The following is a 17235-nucleotide window of genomic DNA, read 5'->3' on the forward strand; positions in this document are numbered from 1 at the left end:
TGTCCAGCGTCTGCAACTACGAGTGCCGCTATTGTCCAATTTACTTGCACGACATGCCCGAACTTCCGCACCGATGCCCCCTACCTGCCGATCCTCGCCGCTCAACGCACCGACGCCCGCAAACTTGCCGACGACGCCCAACGCCGCGGCTGGATCACCGAAGCCGACCGCCACCACCAACTCCTTCCTGCCGCTTCCGTCTCTGTGGAGGATGTGGGCATGCCCAAGCGTTATCCGATCGAGCATCGTGAGCGTGCGGTGATGGTCATTATGGCGACGCCGGCACCAACGCCGAGCCCGAGGCAGCCACTACCAGCGACGATCCCGACTCACAGTGGGCGATCCTGGAGCCGCTGCTGCCACCATTCGGGATTCCGGCGGCAAGGGTGGTCGGCGGGAGAAGTGGCCGCGGCGGCTGGTCTGTGATGCGATCTTCTACCTCTCACGAGGCGGGATCGCTTGGGCGCACATGCCGCACGATTTCCCTCCCGCGAAAACCGTCTAGGACATCTACCGGCGGTGGACCAAAGCCAGTGCGTGGCAACGCATCCACGACACAGTGCGTGATCGTGCCCGGACCCGCGCCGGGCGTGATGCGCAGCCGACGGCGGCGGTGATCGACTCGCAAACCGTCCGCAGCGCTGACACCATCGCCGCGGGCACGGTCGGATACGACGCGGGCAAGAAGATCAAGGGCCGCAAACGCCACATCGCCACCGACACCAACGGCCTGCTGCTGGCCGTTGTGGTCACCGCGGCCTCGATCCAGGACCGTGACGCCGCACACCGGCTGCTGGCCGCAATGGCGGTCCCCTTCGCCACCATCACGTATGTGTTCGCCGACGGCGGCTACACCGGACGAATGGTCACTTGGGCGAAAACTGTTCTCACCAAGACAGTCCAGATCGAGAAACGCAGCGACACCGCGACCGGTTTCGAAGTCCGGCCCCGCCGCTGGGTGGTCGAACGGACCTTCGGGAAACGAAATGCGGGCCGGGGGCGGCGCGGAGACACGGCTAGTCGAATGGCGAATCTTATGGGAGAACCTGTAGTTACCCTGCTTATTTCACCCAGGTATTGTGAGGTGATTGCTGGTAGAAAGTCGGTGGTATATACGTGGCAGCGTGGCCGTGTTGTACGCAGTCGGCACGTAGAAACTAGCCGGTACTGAAGGTCGCGTAGAGAGCCTGGAGGTCAGGTCGCGTGGTGATGGAGGAGAACCGACTACAGGGGATCTTGGATGGGATTTCTCTGACGCCACCATGGACTGTAGGCGAGTTCACGGTGTATCTGTCCGATCGGCTCGGCAAGCGGATCGTGTTGGACCCGTGGCGGGTGCATGTGCCGTCGGTGTCACGCTGTGGTGCACTCTGGGTCACTCAGAACGAACTTGTTGTCAAGTACGACCCAGCACGGTCGCCTCGAGGACAGCGCCAGGAGATTATGCATGAGATCGGTCATGTACTGCTCGATCACCGTGGCGACGACAAGTTCGAAGTCACGGATTCCCTGCTGGTCGAGGGCCTGGACCCGCAACGAGTACGCGAAGTACTGCACCGCCAGCACTTCGACTCGACTGCGGAATGGGAAGCGGAATGGCTCGGTACGCACTTGGCCGGGCTGAGCCGGGGCCGACCAGATGACATCGATGGCGCGGGACACAGGGCGGCATCGCTGGTCGAACTGATGTGGCGATGAGCCCCAGCCCCCTGCTGGTGGCCGAGGCAAGCTCGTCGCTATCCGAGCCGGTCGCCGCAGCCCTGCTGACATGGATCGCGGTCGTGGTGGTGCTACGGATGTCCGTGCTGGTCGAGCGGGCGCGCCTGGATTGGGCGGCGGTGGTGCTGATCGGGTCCTTCTGGTGCATCGCGCTTCTGCGAGACCGAGCCGTGCAAGAGGTACTGACTCGGTGGATATCACTGGCGGATGTGCGGCTTGCAGCGCATACGGCCGCGCTCGTTGGAGCAGGCGCGATCTTGTGGATTGGCTTGCTGTGGCGGGCGCGTCGACCGGTTCGAGGCTGTGTGGTGCCGCTGATCTCGGTGAGCGTTGCGGTACTCGCCGGGGCCCTGGCGTGGATCTCCACACCGGCGCGAGCGGTGAATGTGGCGATCGAGGAATTGTCGGGCTGGCGACCAGGGGTCTACATGACGGTCTACTCCCTGCCCACCATGGTGGCCGAGATCCTGCCTCTGATCACTGCACTGAGTTTGATATGGAATTGGCAGCAGAACCGTGCTCGCGCTGCGCTCGGAGCGACCATCGCGGTATGCGTCGCACTATCGTGGATCGACGGTCTGACTCGGACCGTGACAGGGTGGATGATCAGCGCGGGAGTGCCGGGCCAGGTCGGCGCCGAACGCGCCGAACACAACGACTTGTTGTTCCTGCTCCCGGTTGCGCTGCTGATGCTCCTGGGTATGCCGTCCATCGCTACATCGCTGGCGATACGGCTAGGTAAAGATTCAGCGTCGCGGAACATTCGAGTGCTCGGGCCGATGTGGGAAGACATGATGGCCGCACGGCCGGAGATGCGCTTGAACGTTCGCGCGCGGAATACATTGCCGCAGGTCACTGAACACCGGATGCGCATCGAGATCGAGGACACGATGATTTCCGTGGCTCCGTGGCTGACATGTCTCGATCCCGATCCCACCCCACCGCAGGTTTGCCAAGCCTTGCGCGCAGCGTATACCGCCGACGCCGCCGAGCAGGGCGACCAGGCCGCGGCCGCCCCGCTCTGGGTGGGAGACGAAAAGTTTGTGCTGGAAATTGCCCGTGAGTGGGCTCGGACCCGATCGACTCAGGTCAGCCCACTGTAGAAGCCCTGATACGAACGTCGGAAAGGCAGCCGCATGACAACAACGACGAAACTCGCTGCGCGGAGCATCCCGCACCCACCCAACCGTATTCCGATTCTGGGTGATGTGCTCGGCATAGACCGCAAACGCCCGAACCAGAAGACGTTGTGGCAGTTTTCGCGGCTCGGCCCGCTGTACCGTCGCACGTTCGTCGGCGGGGTGCATTTGACATTCGCGGGCTCGGCGGACCTCATGCGGGAGATCATCGACGAGAAGGTCTGGCAACGGCATTTCGGCCGCCCGTATGAAAAGCTACGCGAGATCGCCGGTGACGGCCTGTTCACCGCCGCCAACGATTCTCCGGAGTGGAAACGCGGACACGAGGTGCTCATTCATGGGTTCGTCCCCGGCGCGATGGCGGACTATCACGACACGATGCTGAGCGTGGCGGACCTGACCGCGCAGTGGCTCGGCGATGCCAGGAACGTCACCGACACCGCAGCGATGATGGGCGACACCGCCCTCGAGATCATCGGCCGGGCCGGCTTCGGGTACTCGGTCGGCGCGTTCGACGCTCGCGCGGCGGGCCGAGCCCCGTTCGCCGCCGCGCTGACCCGAGTGTTCTCCCACGTCCAGGAGTCGGCGATTCCGATGGTAGGCAAGCTGATCGGCGGCAAACGGGCCCGCCAACACGCCGAGGACATCGCACTCATGAAACAAACGGTGATCGAGGTCATCGAGACCCGCCGGGGCACCGGCCAGCGGTGCCCCGACCTGCTCGATCGAATGTTGCACCCTGAGAACGGGTTGCCGTTGCCGGATGACAACATTGCCGACCAAGTGCTGACAATGTTCGTCGCGGGGCACGAAACCACCGGCAACCTACTCGCGTTCGCTACATACTTCCTGGCACGGAACCCCGAACTCGCGGCCCGTGTTCGAGCCGAGGCCACTGCGGTGACCACCGATGGCCGGATCGCATACGAGGATGTGGCCAAGCTGAAGGTCACCGATGCGGTGATCTCCGAAACACTGCGACTGTGGCCCACCGCACCCGGATTCTTCCGGGCCGCACGCGAAGACACCACGCTCGGCGGATACGACATCTCCGCAGGTGAGTGGGTGTTTGTGCTGCTGTTGGCGGTACACCGCGATACGAGCGTATGGGGCCCTGACGCCGAGGAATTCCGGCCGGATCGGTGGCTCGAGAACGGATTCCGACCCAAGCCGTGGACCTACCGGCCCTTCGGCACGGGTCCGCGTTCCTGCATCGGTCAAGCATTCGCACTGCACGAGGCCAAGTTGATCATCGCCTCGTTGGTGCGTGACTTCGACTTGGACGGCAGGAGCGAACTGGACGTAGAAGAGAATTTGACGCTGCGGCCGTCCAACCTGGAAGTCGAGTTCCGCAGGATCAAGTGAGCCGCGGCCCGGGGGCTGATTACCGGGTGCGGGCAGGTAGCGCCTGTAGGTCGGCGATCAGCTCCCCGAGCTTGTCGCGTGTTATGGCACGCGCCGCGACGTGCTGAACTCCGCGGTCACGCGCCAAGGTCCACAGCTGCACCCGCAGATCGAGGTCGACATCTTCGTCGCCGTGAGGCAGCAGGTAGGCCACATCTGTCACACCGCACAACGCGCACAGCGTTTCGGCGATGTCGCGGGGAATCACAACGGTGGTCCCGTTGCGCAGGTTCTCGATGTACGCGGGCTCGATGGTGCGGCCCAGCTGTTTCGTGAGTTCGGTGGCTATCTGTTCATTACTCAGCGCGGGTTCATTCCAGCGATGCGCATACTCGATCATATGTTCGATTTTGTTGGACAACGGGACTGACATTCAGGTTGTTCCTCATTCGTTGATCCTGCGGGGCGCGGCAAATATCTGCTGCACCCGCGCCCACCGCTGCACAAAACGTTCTTCCTGCTCGGCGGGCACGTTATCCGGGAGGCGGCCCAGCAGCCAACGCAGATACATGAGTTCGTCCTGATCCTGGCCAGTGGGGGCCTGCGGAGTCCGGCGCATGTAGTGACCAAGCAGCATCTCTATCGTCGCTGAACTCAGCGTGCCCTCGAACCGCTGCCGTTCTACATCAGCGATGGTCCAGGCGCGCAGGATGCGGTCGGCAACAATGTCCATGCTGTTCACGATCGAGGCCAACCGCTCATCACTGCCGGCGGTGTCGGCCACCTGCTCGGCCATCTTCACGGTGGTCTGGATCAGCTCGGGCGGAAACGGGATGTAGAGCACGCTCGGTATGGGTTCCTCCAGGGAATCCGCGTCGATCTCCACCGGCGGCCGCCGCATCGTGAACGCGAACTCGGCCGAGCGGTCCCTCCACTTCAACACCTTGTCCAACCTGGTCAGCGTGTCCTTGCGGATGCGCCCGGCCTCGCCGTTCTCGATCTTGCTGATCGTCAACGGGTTCAGCCCGACGGTTGCGTGAACCGCCTGCTTGGTCAGACCCAGGGCCTCACGCCGTGCAAGCGCTACCTGGCCCAAATACTCGGGGTGTTGTGTAGTCATCGCCTCGACTCTACGTAGAAACGCGCGCAGCAAGGCTGCTACGTCCACATTTTCGCCGATACTACCCGATTGCATCAAGCAGTTACCGGCAACGCAACCTTTAGTTTCCAACGCCATCGACTCGGATCCGATCAGACAATAACTATCTTTGATAACTAAAGTAAGCATCGATACTGTTGAAAGTAAGCGGTTAACTGAGTACAATCGGCGGTTGTAGCTACAGGCTGTCGCGCCGTCCCAGTGTGACAGCCCAGGGGGCACCTTCCGTTTCCAACGCCATTGCAGAGGTGTCGCCGCGGCGGCACCACCGCCCGGAGAACGCACAGGAAACCGAAGGAAGGCTCAGCGTGACCAACCCACTCACCGCCGCCCCCGGGGCCAACCAGGCCGGCAACAGAGGCAGCGAACCGTCGGCCGCCATCGCCATAGCCGCCATCGGCCTGGTCTTCGGCGTTGTCGCCGCGCCGGGTCTGGTTCCGCTGGGAATCGGGTTCGGCATCGGCAACCGCGGATATGCCGCGTCCAAACACCAACGGTTCTGGCTGTGGCTCACCCCGGAACGCTGGCCGCTGATGGCCGGGGCCGCGCTATCATTCGCGCTGGTGGTCGCCGCCATGATCCGAGTGTCCGATGGGGCCGGATCGGGGCCAGCTGTGGCCCTGGCTGGTCGCGTCGCTGGCCGCGGGCACCACCGGATCGCCGGGCGGTTCCTCATAGGCCGCCGCCTGCTGCGCCGCGAACTGCTCGAAGGCCGCACCCGCGATGACCACCACCGACGACGAACAGGTAGCGCGATCGGTCGAAGTGTCGTTGGACGAGGACACCGTAGGTCTGTCGGTGGTCGATGCGGCCCGCGTGATGACCGCGCCGATCCCCGTCGAGGTAGACCAGGACGTTCGCTACGGCATCGGCATCCTCATGCCCGACGATTCCATGACCGACCGCCGCCGGTCGGCCCAGCTCACCGCGCCGAACTGCGATCTGCTGCTAGTCCCGGCCACGGTCGGTCAGCAACGTATGCAGGTGATCGCCGGGTCCGGCGTCGGCAAGACCGAGTTCCTGGCGGGCATTCACGCCGCGCAGAACCGGGCGCGGGCGTGAGCGGCGAACGCCTGGTGTGCCGTGGCGGGCGGCGCAGTGCGACCACGGGTCCGGCTGCACCCTCCGCATCGCATACACCGTGGACGTTGCAGCTCAACCCAACTGATACGCCGACACCTTCGGCGTGGTGACGTCGGTCCGCCCGCTGGAGGGGAATGGGCGGACCGATTCCGAGGCAGAAACCGGTGGCAGCTTTCGCAGCCCCGGTTTCTGCCTCCTGTATCCCGCACACCTTACACAACGCAGCTCGCATAGGAGGTGAGCAAAGGTGTTCCCGAACAATGGCTCTGACAAAGCAGGGCCTGATCCCGCCCGTGGCCCGTGAAGCCCGAAAGGCTTTTGCAGTTGGCGATGAACGTCTCACGCTCCGGACAGGTTCGGTGGCTTCCGTTGATAGAGGCGCGGTGGAGTCAGGGTGATCACGTCAGCGGACTTCACGAGTTCGGCCGGTAAGTGCGAGTCGAAGTGCCAGAGGTTGGGCACGAACACTGCCTCCGCACCAGCTGCCTCGACCGCATCGATCAGCAGCGGGATCGGCGCACCGGTGTTGGCGGTGAACACGATCGTCTTGGCCAGGTTGTAGCCGAGTCGTTTCGCAAGACTGCGGATCTGAATTTCGTGCCAGGGTTGGCTGATTCCGGAGATATCGCGGCGTAGATAGCCGATAGCCGTAGGTTTGATCATCGTCGCGTCTCACGTTGCACGTACAGAGCGCCGAGCACCGATCTTTCGGCGATATCGACGGCCATATCAACTCTTCCGATCGCGCTGACCGAGCAACCCGGCCTCGACCAGCGACACGAGCACATCACCGAGGTCTTCACCACGTGCAGCGAGCATTTGCGCCCAGGAGAACCCTGGACCCACCCACCCGTCGGCATACACCGGACACCATGTGCCGTCACTGCGCCGCATCCACGCCACGGGCTCGTCGGCCGGCGCCTGCGTGTAGTCGTCCGAGGTTGCCCGGAGCGCCCCAGCCACAGAAGCGAGATCAGCGGCGCTCATCCCGAAGTCACGTGACGAGTCGGGTCCAGTCGTTTCATGCGCATGCACGTGTCTGCCCTCCGTGGATAGCCGGGACAGTGACATCGCAAATCACATCCAATAGCTCGCGTGCGGATGGGCGAGGTCGGGCGTTCAACTTGGTGTGGCGCACGCGCGTGTTCGATGCGTGGCGGCTGATGCGCACTCCCAAGCGCCGCACCTGCGCGATCAACCCATTCGTCAATATCGCGGGCCGCACGACGAATACCCATGTGCGCGTGGTGTCTGCACTCGAGCGTGGCGGCGAGTACGTCTGTCCGAACACGCCACGGTCGAGCATCCGAGCCTTGACCCGCCGTGCGATGACGACGGGTACGGCGATGGTCCATAACTCGCTGACTTCAGGCACGTCAAACGCCGAACCACAGCACGCCCGAGCCTGCGTACCAAAACATTTGTGTACCAAGGGTTTCACCTCTGCTTGTGTTGAATGACTGGTAGTACGCCCGGCCCCAGCACTCCCTTGACCTACGCACCGGGAACGGTAGCGCTCCTCGTGGAGCGGTTATGGGTTCCGCACTTGCCGGCCGGACGCACCACCATGAAAGCGGTGACGCCGACTCGGGTGCGTTGAAATGACGGCAATCAACAAACGTCCACGAAATACCAGCGTTCAACCCGTGTTCAGTGTCATGATGTACCCGAGACGGGTAATTTTGTTCACCCGTAACGGGGTTGGAAACAGGGGAGACTTGTGGAGACAGGATCTACAGTGCCGCGCCGGCAGCTAGGCCGACATCTCACGGAGTGGCGTACCCGCGCTGGGCTCACGCAAGTACGGGCCGCCGAACTCTTGGAGATTGGGACAAGCAGCCTCCAGCGACTCGAGAAGGGAATGAACTCTCGGATTCGATCACGTGACATCCGAGCAGCCTGCGACCTGTATGGGATGCCAGAAGACCTGACGACCGCCCTCGTCGGGCTCTCGAAACAGGCAAACGTAAAGAACTGGTGGCACCAATACGGAGAACTCATCCCCAAGAACTTCGACGTGTATGTAGGCCTCGAGTCGGCAGCGGTAGAACTGACCTCTTACCAGCCAGACTTGATTCCTGGGCTACTCCAGACTGCCGAGTACGACCGAGCGCTCGTATCGTTGGCGTGGCCACAGGAGACGCCAGAGCAGTGGGAGCAACGAGTCCAGATCAAAGCGCAGCGGCAACACATCCTCACTCGCAATCGGCGTCCAGTAGCCTTCGACGTGACCATCGGTGAGGCTGCACTACGACGTGTCTGTGGTGATCGCAAGGTCATGACTACGCAACTCCGCCACATGGCGGACATGTCCACCCGTGACAACGTTACACTTCGCGTACTCCCTTTCGCCGCCGGGTTTCCGGATGGAATAGCCATGCCGCCGTTCGTAATTCTGGAGTTTGGTGAGGCCACTTCCTCGGCTGGCCAGTCCGAGCCACCAGTGATCTACCTCGAGGGTGCGGTGGGTACTCTGTATCTTGAAAATTCCGCTGACGTGGACTTTTACATGCAGCGATGCAAGAGCATCAGGAATGCCGCCCTGGATGCGGACCTGAGCAGGAGCCTGCTGCGAACGATAGCAAGGGAGTACGACCGTGAACGGTGACCTATCCGGGGCGAAATGGTTCAAAAGCAGCCGTAGCCAAGCCGGTCGGGAGTGTGTAGAGGTGGCGCATCTTGATAGGGGCATGGTCGGCGTACGTGACTCCAAAAATCCGAGCGGGCCAACGCTCGTGTTCAGCCCCGGTGAGTGGGACGCATTCACCGCTGGCATAACTGACGGCGAGTTCAACAGCCCCGAAAGCTAGCCGATGGCGCACCGGAAAACGGCCCGTCAATACCTGTCCGCTCGGCCGGGGTACAACGCCAGTACTCCGGCCCAGCCCGTGCACCGAGAGCCGCCGGATCGAAGTGTTCCTGGCTTATCCATCGCCGTGCGGGTCCATCGCCGTACGGGCACGAGCCGTCGATCGACAGATGTATCCGCCCGAATCCTGGAGCATCGACCGCGACCGCAAGACCCACCGCTACAGAGCACGACCCGAACCCGAGAATCGTGATCCACCACCTGCCGTGAATGCACTCGAAAAGAACTGTATATCAGCAAATTTGCTGCAGAGCACGATTCGAGTATTGGCATCCGGGTTCGTGTTACCAGACGGATTCTCCACCAACACCCGCGGTTCACTCCATGGCTCCTCCGGCGCCGGCGCGGTCCGCATCATCACCGACGTCGCCGGATCGGTGGTCACCATGACGTACCGATTTGAAATACCTTCGGACCGTTGAATCGGAGAAAGTAATATTGGAGGTCATCGTAGCCATGTACGCAGTCGGTGCCGACAAGTGTTGATCGGTGAGATGACCTGCGAAAAACTGGTTGTCAGTAGACCGGGCGTGGCATCAGTGCGACCCGCCAACCATCCGGGTCGGGGAAGAGCACACCGCCATTGTCCGCCCAGAACGGATTTTCTGCAGGCACGGGCTCGACACCGAATTCACGCAGGCGTCGAGCCACTACATCCATGCTCGCCTGACTGTCGAAATACAGCACCAGCACGTTTTCGGAGCTCGGCGCATCTCCTGGGCTGCCGTCCACGTGGGTGGTGAATTCCAGGTGGTATCCAGTCCCGGGCAAGCCGACCATGACGCCGTCATACCCGGCATGGTCTACGAATCTGTCCAGCTCGCGAAGCCCCAGACCATCGACATAGAACCGCACCACTGCATCGAGCCGGTCGGTCGGACGAGCAATCCGAACCTGCGCGACTCGAAGCGAATCCGGCCAGCCGCTGTCGATTTCCATGGCCGAACCCTACAGTTCGACCAGGCGCCGCAGCGGAAAACACGTCGTGGGTGTAATTCGTTGTCGGGCATAGTGTGATCCGTGGTCGACAGGCCTGCTCGAAGATTGGTGCCGGATGCGTTGTGGGACATCGTGAAACCACTGCTATCGGAGTTCGAAGTGTCGATATCGCTGCCAACGGCATCGTGCACGTGACCGCGAAGGACAAGGGCACCGGCAAGGAGAACACGATCAAGATCCAGGACGGCTCCGGTCTGTCCAAGGAGGAGATCGACCGGATGGTCAAGGATGCCGAGGCGCACGCCGCCGAGGACAAGGCCCGGCGGGCAGGACTCGATCCGGAGCGGACCACTCAGGATTCGACCCGTACCTCGACGTCGGCAGCACCACGCACAGCACGCAGAAGCTCTGCCTCGGCCGTCATCTCGGCCTTCGCGGTGGCCGGCAGCCGCTCGAACTCCGTGACCGTGACAGCGAGGCGCTTACCCGCCATCCGCGCCCGCCACACCCCGACGACCTCACCTCCGGACAGGACCGCCCCGGGGCTTCCGAGAATCTTCCAGACCTGTGCCTGACGAGCCTTGTCCGGCACGATCAGGGCCCGATCTCGGGCCTGCAGGTACGGGTCGGACGGTGGCAGGAGCCGGGTCAGATCCGGCATCGCCGCGTTCTGGAACTGGTCCACCCGATCCGAGGTGAGCCAGGTCCGTTCTCCGTCGACGTGCACCTCGACCAGATCGTCGGGCCAGATCGGGCGCAGGTGCTTCTGCGTGGTGCCGAGGAACTTCGCCACCTCCGCTGGTCCGGCCGGGCCGAGCAGTCGCAGATAGTCGGCGATGAGCCGTGACGTTCCTACGGCCACGCTCGCGGGGGGGACCGGCGGATTCAGCGGTTCGATCACGGTGGCTGAACCGTCCACCCGCACACCGACACCGCCGGCGAGTCCCGCCTGCTGGAAGAGCCCGCCGGAGACGTGGCGCGCCTGGCAGGAGCGGCAGTCGTAGGTGAGGGACTGGTCGATCCGGGCGCTGACCGCAGCGCTGACCTCGCCCTTGCGCATAGGACCGGTGACCACCTTGCGAAAGGCCGCCGCGGTCTGGGTGAAGGCCGCGATACCGAGCTTCGCCCCCGCCTTGATCTGCGGGTTGCTGATCCGGATCGTGGCGTCGGCCTCGCTCAGCGGCCAGAGCGCCTCCGCCAGCGCCGGCAGGTCGGCGGCACGGTGCAGGTGCGGCGCTCCGCGCAGTGACCACGCCAGCCGCAGCGACTCGTCGTCGACCACCCGACCCGCCCGGACGGCAAGCGCCTGCCGTGCCGTGCCGTACGGGGTGTCCTGGACACCGAGTTCCAGCACGGCCAACCGGGAAGGCTCGACCACTGGCCGGTCCATCTGCTGCGCGAGGATCCGATACGCGATGACCTGCGCGCGGTCGGCTGTCAAAGGTGCCCGAGTCATATGCCTGATCCCAACACAACTGCAACCTACTGCACATGTAATGCGGCCACAGCAGCCACCGGCTGCCGGCGCGACGTGGTTGCCGTGAGCTCCGGGTATACCTGGTCACGGCGTCTGCTGCCGCGCGTGGTGGCCGAACGGTTGGATGCAACCAGCGAGGAGACATGACGGTATCCGGGGACACGACTTCCCACATCACCGACAAGTGATAGATCGGTGAGATGACCTGCGAACAACTGGTTGTCAGTAGACCGGGCGTGGCATCAGTGCGACCCGCCACCAGTCCGGGTCGGGGAAGAGCACACCGCCATTGTCCGCCCAGAACGGATTTTCTGCAGGCACGGGCTCGACACCGAATTCACGTAGGCTTCGAGCCACTACATCCATGTGCGCCTGACTGTCGAAAATACAGCACCAGCATGTTTTCGGAGCTCGGCGAATCCGGCCAGCCGCTGTCGATTTCCATGGCCGAACCCTACAGTTCGACCAGGCGCCGCAGCGGATAACACGTCGGTGCTACCTCACCCGCCGGCTTCGAGTCGCCTACGGATACGCCGGGCCGCGGCCACCATATTGCGCAGCGACGGCTCGAGTTGCCAATAGTGCCGGGTCTTCAAACCACCATCCGGATTCGCCCACAACCGCTGTGGAGTCACCGCTTCCGCTGCCGCGGTCAACAATTCGTCCAACTCGTCGATATCGGGGATGCGTGCGGAACGGCTCTCGTACACCCCGGGGCCGACGCCATGACTGAGCCCATACCCGGAAGCGCCGTCCTCGTTCAACGCGCGCAGCACCCACTCGATGGAGCGGGTGGCCACGATCGCAGTGACATCCGCGTCGAGTTCCTCGATCGCCTCGACCACTTCGGCGCGGCCGGAATAGCCGATATGCGTGTGGATCTGCGTCTCGGCTCGCACACCCGAGGTCGCCAACCGGAATGCACCGACCGCCCACCGCAGGTATTCCGCCCTGCCCTCCGGTCGCAGCGGCAGCATCTCCCGGATCGCGGGCTCGTCGACCTGGATGATCGCGATACCCGCCTTCTCCAGATCCACCACCTCGTCGCGGATGGCCAACGCCACCTGGTCGGCGGTTTCGTGCAGTGGCTGGTCCTGGCGGACGAACGACCGCGCGACCATGGTGACCGGTCCGCTCACCATGCCTTTGACCGGCTTGTCGGTGAGCGACTGGGCGTAGCTGATCCATTCCACCGACATCGGCGCCGGGCGTGAGACGTCGCCGTACAGGATCGGCGGTCGCACACAGCGCGACCCGTACACCTGCACCCAGCCGAAATGGGTGGTCGCGAAACCGTCGAGCAACTCCGCGAAGTACTGGATCATGTCGTTGCGCTCGTGTTCGCCGTGCACCAACACATCCAGACCGATGTCTTCCTGCAGCCGGATCGTCGACTCGATCTCGGCCTCGATCCGCTTGCGGTACTCGTCGTAGGACAGTCGCCCTTCACCGAGGTCGTGGCGCGCGCGCCGGATGGGTGTGGTCTGCGGGAAGGACCCCAGCGTGGTCGCCGGGACGGGAGGAAGATTCAGCCTGCGCTGCTGCGCTTCCCGGCGCACCTCGTAGGACTCGCGTGCGCGCATATCCGGGGTGACGGCGTAGACCCGCTGCCGCACCGCATGCTTCTGCTTGAAGTGCACCTCGGTCGGCCGTTTGCGCCATTTCTCCGACGGCCCCTCGGTGAGCGCCTTCGCCAGCGAAACCACCTCGCCCACCTTTTGTTTGGCGAAAGCGAGCCGGTCGGCGACATGGCCCTCGATGTCGTATTCGGCGAGGACGTCGTAGGGCACGTGCAGCAGCGTCGTCCCCGTGGAGACCACCAGATCCGGGCACACCTGAGCCAGCTCGTGCAGGTACTCCAACGTCACGTAACGGTCCGCGCGCCACACATTGCGACCGCTGATCACGCCCGCGTACAGCCGCTTGCGCCGAATGCCCGGGATCTTCGCCAGGTCCTCCGGTCGGATTCGGTGGCTGGCCAGATCCAGGCCGATCGCCTCGACGGCAGTGTCGGCCAAGATGGTCAACGCCTCACCGAAATCGCCGTACTGACCGGTGACCAACATCCGCGGGCGCAGCGGCGCGGTGCCCAGCCGCTGGTAGGCGGCCTCGAACGCGGCCAGCTCGGCCGGGGTGCGCTCACTGGTGAATGCCGGTTCGTCCAGCTGCACGCAGGTGGCGCCGCGCTTGGCGAGGATCTCGAACAGCTCCTCGTAGACCGGCAGCAACGCTTCCAGCAAGCTGAGCGTGTCGAAGCCGCCGGACTCGCCGGGAACGTGCCCGGCCTTGGACAACAGCAGCAGCGACACCGGACCGAGGACCACCGGCCGCAGCTCGATGCCCTGCTCCTTCGCACGGTCGAATTCGTCGAGCAGCGCGTCTGGTCGCAGGGCGAACTCGGTGTCGGCGGACAACTCGGGCTGGCGGTAGTGATAGTTGGTGCCGAAGAACCGGACCAGCTCCAGCGGAGGGAGATCCGGGCGGCCGCGTGCCATCAGGAAGTAGAAGTCCAGGGGGTGCATGCCCTCCTGGAACGGCGCAAACCGTTTCGGCACCGCGCCGAACAGCAGCGCGTTGTCCAGCACGTGATCGTAGAAGGAGAAGGTGTTGCCGGGCACCTGGGTCAGGCCGGTGGCGGCCAGTTCACTGAACTGCGCGTCCTGGATGTCGCGGCCGACCGCTTCCAACTCGTCGCGGCCGAGCGTGCCGCGCCAATATCCTTCCAGCGCCCGCTTGAGCTCGCGGTGCGGCCCGATTCTGGGATAGCCGAGGATGCTCGACCCGTAGCCGTCGGTCACGTTCACCATGAGCGGGATACTCCCTTTCGATCACCTGCAAGGGCGCCCACCGCGAACCGGTCGGCGCCCTTGCAGCTTAAGCCGATGGCGGTCTTCGGCCAGGTCGTGCGCCCGAAACGCGGTGGGCGCTGTGAGTGGTGCGCATCACGACCGGTACTGGTAGAAACCAGCCCCGGTCTTCTTGCCCAACAAACCGGCCTCCACCATCCGCATGAGCAGCGGCGGAGCCGAATACAACGGCTCTTTGAACTCGCTGTACATCGAGTCGGCGATGGACTTCACGGTGTCGAGGCCGACCAGGTCGGTGAGCGCCAGCGGGCCCATCGGGTGGGCACAGCCGAGCACCATCGCCTTGTCGACATCTTCCTTGGTGGCGAAACCGGATTCGACCATGCGAATGGCCGACAACAGATATGGCACCAGCAGGGCATTGACCACGAAACCGGAGCGATCGGCCGAGCGCACGACCTGCTTGCCGAGCACCTCGCTGGCGAAGGCATCCGCCCGTGCGGCAACCGATTCGCTGGTCTTGAGCGTGGTGACCAATTCGACAAGCGGCAACACCGGAACCGGGTTGAAGAAGTGCATGCCGACCACGCGCTCGGGGTTGGCCGTGGCGACGGCGATCTTCATGATCGGAATGGACGAGGTGTTCGACGCCAGCACGGCATTCGGGTCGGTGACCACCTTGTCGAGTTCGGTGAAGATGCTCGTCTTCACCTTCTCGTCTTCGAGTACCGCCTCGACCACCAGCTGGCGGTCGGCGAAGTCGCCGATGTCGGAGGTGAACCGCAGCCGCCAGGCAGCCTGTTCGCGTTCGCGCTCGGTGATCTTGCCGCTGCTCACGCCCCGATCGAGCGACCGCAGGATGCGGGCGCGACCCGCCGCGGCCAGTTCCCGGGTCTGCTCGTACACCAACACGTCGACGTGCGCCCTGGCGCACACCTCCGCGATTCCGGCGCCCATCTGGCCGGCGCCGATGACACCGACGCGTTGGATCTTTTCGCTGCTCACGTCCCGCTCCTGCTGGGTTGTCTGGCTGTGGGGTGGCTGTTTCCGAACGGCGCCGCTCCGGTACGAGCGCGCCCTTCGAGGGTCCAAGGTATAGGGATGCCCTCCCCGCCGGGGCTGTTCGGCGGGGAGGGCAGTACACCCCTACCGGAGTAGAGGAATGTCGGCTTTCACGTCGAGAACCTCACTCCCCTCGGTTACCACCGAGGGCGGCCGCCAATCGCCGGCGGCGTGAGACCGATGTGAAAACCTCAGGCGTTGCTCAGTGGAACTGGCCCTCTTCGGTGGAACCCTTGAGCGCGGCAGTCGAGGTGTTCGGATCGACGGTGGTCGCGATCAGGTCGAAGTAGCCGGCGCCGACCTCACGCTGGTGCTTGGTGGCGGTGTAGCCGCGCTCCTCGGCAGCGAACTCGCGCTCCTGCAGGTCGACGTAGGCGGTCATGCCCTCGCGGGCGTAGCCGTAGGCCAGGTCGAACATGCCGTAGTTGAGCGAGTGGAAACCGGCCAGGGTGATGAACTGGAACTTGAAGCCCATCGCGCCCAGCTCCTTCTGGAACTTCGCGATGGTCGCGTCGTCCAGGTGCGCTTTCCAGTTGAACGACGGCGAGCAGTTGTAGGCCAGCAGCTGGTCGGGGAATTCGCTGCGCACGGCCTCGGAGAACTTCTTGGCCAGCTCAAGGTCCGGGGTGCCGGTCTCCATCCAGATCAGGTCGGCGTACGGGGCGTAGGCCTTGGCGCGGGCGATGCACGGATCGATGCCGTTGCGCACGCCGTAGAAGCCCTCGGCGGTGCGGGTGCCGTCCAGGAACTGACGGTCGCGCTCGTCCACGTCGGAGGTGATCAGGGTGGCGGCCTCGGCATCGGTGCGGGCGATGATCACCGACGGCACGTCGGCGACGTCGGCGGCCAGACGCGCGGAGGTCAGGGTGCGGATGTGCTGCTGGGTCGGGATCAGCACCTTGCCGCCCAGGTGGCCACACTTCTTCTCGGAGGCGAGCTGGTCTTCCCAGTGCACGCCGGCGGCGCCCGCGTTGATCATGGCCTTCTGCAGCTCGTAGGCGTTCAGCGCGCCACCGAAGCCGGCTTCGGCGTCGGCGACGATCGGCGCGAGCCAGTTGGAGACCGCGGTGTCGCCCTCGGCCTTGGCGATCTCGTCGGCGCGCAGCAGCGCGTTGTTGATCCGACGAACCACGGCCGGCACCGAGTTGGCCGGGTACAGCGACTGGTCGGGGTAGGTGTGACCGGACAGGTTCGCATCACCGGCGACCTGCCAGCCCGACAGGTAGATGGCCTTGAGGCCGGCGCGAACCTGCTGCACGGCCATATTGCCGGTCAGGGCGCCGAGGGAGTTGATGTAATCCTCGTTGTTGACCAGATCCCACAGGATCTCCGAGCCGCGGCGAGCGAGCGTGGCCTCCTCGACGACGGTGCCCTGAAGCTTCGACACCTGCTCCGCGGTGTAGTTACGGGTGAGGCCCTTCCACCGCGGGTTGGTGTCCCAATCGTGCTGAATCTCCGCGGCGGTCTTCGGGGTGCCGGTGGTCGACATCTGTGACTCCACTTCTTTCTTCGGTCCATGTCGCCCGGTCGAGCTAACGACTACTCGAACTGCTGGAGCGACATTTTGCAGTCTTGCTAGGCCCATGGGGTGTACTTCAACACGATGGCACACGAAGAAATAGGCGTCTACCTGTCAC

Annotated in this window: 19 protein-coding genes and 1 pseudogene; 9 read left to right on the forward strand and 11 right to left on the reverse strand. The window is 64.0% G+C overall.

Annotated elements, in window-relative coordinates; genetic code table 11:
• The first annotated feature begins 334 nt into the window (after positions 1–334).
• Genes K940_RS31665 through K940_RS0115140 form a run of 5 tightly spaced genes read left to right on the forward strand, consistent with a single transcriptional unit; the run spans position 335 to position 4223 of the window.
• The gene (locus tag K940_RS31665) at positions 335–505 is read left to right on the forward strand and encodes a transposase (RefSeq protein ID WP_081706381.1); all 171 of its coding nucleotides are present in this window, start codon (positions 335–337) and stop codon (positions 503–505) included.
• A 54-nt stretch (positions 506–559) separates the two neighbouring features.
• The gene (locus K940_RS28465; RefSeq protein ID WP_231390391.1) at positions 560–1171 is read left to right on the forward strand and encodes a transposase; all 612 of its coding nucleotides are present in this window, start codon (positions 560–562) and stop codon (positions 1169–1171) included.
• Between the two features lie 38 nt (positions 1172–1209).
• The gene (locus K940_RS0115130) at positions 1210–1698 is read left to right on the forward strand and encodes an ImmA/IrrE family metallo-endopeptidase (RefSeq protein ID WP_036528749.1); all 489 of its coding nucleotides are present in this window, start codon (positions 1210–1212) and stop codon (positions 1696–1698) included.
• Positions 1695–2822 (forward strand): DUF6545 domain-containing protein, encoded by a 1128-nt coding sequence (locus K940_RS0115135; protein ID WP_028478236.1) that lies wholly within the window; start codon positions 1695–1697, stop codon positions 2820–2822. The genes K940_RS0115130 and K940_RS0115135 overlap by 4 nt, the downstream gene beginning before the upstream one ends.
• 33 nt (positions 2823–2855) lie before the next feature.
• Entirely contained in the window at positions 2856–4223 is a 1368-nt protein-coding gene (locus tag K940_RS0115140) for a cytochrome P450 (RefSeq protein ID WP_051407221.1), read from the forward strand.
• Between the two features lie 19 nt (positions 4224–4242).
• Here K940_RS0115140 and K940_RS0115145 read toward each other — a convergent pair whose 3' ends face one another.
• From K940_RS0115145 to K940_RS0115160, 4 genes are all read right to left on the reverse strand, one after another.
• Positions 4243–4602, reverse strand: a complete 360-nt coding sequence (locus K940_RS0115145) for a hypothetical protein (RefSeq protein WP_196812210.1) — start codon at positions 4600–4602, stop codon at positions 4243–4245.
• A gap of 45 nt (positions 4603–4647) precedes the next feature.
• Entirely contained in the window at positions 4648–5322 is a 675-nt protein-coding gene (locus K940_RS0115150) for a helix-turn-helix domain-containing protein (protein ID WP_196812211.1), read from the reverse strand.
• A gap of 217 nt (positions 5323–5539) precedes the next feature.
• Positions 5540–5875, reverse strand: coding sequence for a hypothetical protein (locus K940_RS33025; protein ID WP_196812212.1), 336 nt, complete (start codon positions 5873–5875; stop codon positions 5540–5542).
• A 37-nt stretch (positions 5876–5912) separates the two neighbouring features.
• Positions 5913–6095 (reverse strand): hypothetical protein, encoded by a 183-nt coding sequence (locus tag K940_RS0115160; protein ID WP_155980888.1) that lies wholly within the window; start codon positions 6093–6095, stop codon positions 5913–5915.
• Between K940_RS0115160 and K940_RS0115165 the strand changes: the two genes are divergently transcribed.
• Positions 6085–6423 (forward strand): hypothetical protein, encoded by a 339-nt coding sequence (locus K940_RS0115165; RefSeq protein ID WP_028478242.1) that lies wholly within the window; start codon positions 6085–6087, stop codon positions 6421–6423. The two genes, K940_RS0115160 and K940_RS0115165, sit on opposite strands and share 11 nt — an antisense overlap.
• Before the next feature lie 360 nt (positions 6424–6783).
• Here K940_RS0115165 and K940_RS0115170 read toward each other — a convergent pair whose 3' ends face one another.
• Entirely contained in the window at positions 6784–7107 is a 324-nt protein-coding gene (locus K940_RS0115170; RefSeq protein WP_028478243.1) for a hypothetical protein, read from the reverse strand.
• Between the two features lie 66 nt (positions 7108–7173).
• Positions 7174–7431, reverse strand: coding sequence for a hypothetical protein (locus tag K940_RS0115175; RefSeq protein ID WP_028478244.1), 258 nt, complete (start codon positions 7429–7431; stop codon positions 7174–7176).
• A gap of 751 nt (positions 7432–8182) precedes the next feature.
• Here K940_RS0115175 and K940_RS0115185 point away from each other — a divergent pair.
• Both K940_RS0115185 and K940_RS31670 read left to right on the forward strand, forming a co-directional pair.
• Positions 8183–9052 carry a helix-turn-helix transcriptional regulator gene (locus tag K940_RS0115185; protein ID WP_231390392.1) on the forward strand — a complete coding sequence of 290 codons (870 nt, stop codon included), beginning with the start codon at positions 8183–8185 and terminating at the stop codon, positions 9050–9052.
• Complete coding sequence (locus K940_RS31670) at positions 9042–9254, forward strand: DUF397 domain-containing protein (protein ID WP_081706384.1); 213 nt, start codon at positions 9042–9044, stop codon at positions 9252–9254. Before K940_RS0115185 ends, K940_RS31670 begins: the two co-directional genes overlap by 11 nt.
• A gap of 575 nt (positions 9255–9829) precedes the next feature.
• Here K940_RS31670 and K940_RS0115195 read toward each other — a convergent pair.
• Complete coding sequence (locus K940_RS0115195) at positions 9830–10252, reverse strand: VOC family protein (RefSeq protein ID WP_036528721.1); 423 nt, start codon at positions 10250–10252, stop codon at positions 9830–9832.
• Between the two features lie 164 nt (positions 10253–10416).
• Between K940_RS0115195 and K940_RS31680 the strand changes: the two are divergent.
• Positions 10417–10578, forward strand: a pseudogene (locus K940_RS31680) (Hsp70 family protein); the annotation flags it as partial.
• Between the two features lie 26 nt (positions 10579–10604).
• On the opposite strand, the gene K940_RS0115200 reads toward K940_RS31680, so the two are convergent.
• The 4 genes from K940_RS0115200 to aceA all read right to left on the reverse strand — a co-directional run bounded on the left by K940_RS0115200 (position 10605) and on the right by aceA (position 17087).
• Entirely contained in the window at positions 10605–11708 is a 1104-nt protein-coding gene (locus K940_RS0115200) for a winged helix DNA-binding domain-containing protein (protein WP_036528722.1), read from the reverse strand.
• A 521-nt stretch (positions 11709–12229) separates the two neighbouring features.
• Positions 12230–14536, reverse strand: coding sequence for a 5-methyltetrahydropteroyltriglutamate--homocysteine S-methyltransferase (gene metE / locus K940_RS0115215; RefSeq protein ID WP_028478250.1), 2307 nt, complete (start codon positions 14534–14536; stop codon positions 12230–12232).
• 135 nt (positions 14537–14671) lie between these two features.
• On the reverse strand, positions 14672–15541 hold the full coding sequence (locus tag K940_RS0115220) for a 3-hydroxybutyryl-CoA dehydrogenase (protein ID WP_028478251.1): 870 nt from the start codon (positions 15539–15541) through the stop codon (positions 14672–14674).
• Between the two features lie 259 nt (positions 15542–15800).
• Positions 15801–17087: an isocitrate lyase gene (gene aceA / locus K940_RS0115225; RefSeq protein ID WP_028478252.1), complete on the reverse strand. Its 1287-nt coding sequence runs from the start codon at positions 17085–17087 to the stop codon at positions 15801–15803.
• Positions 17088–17235: the final 148 nt, after the last annotated feature.

The organism is Nocardia sp. CNY236 (genome assembly GCF_000482385.1).
Classification (GTDB): domain Bacteria; phylum Actinomycetota; class Actinomycetes; order Mycobacteriales; family Mycobacteriaceae; genus Nocardia.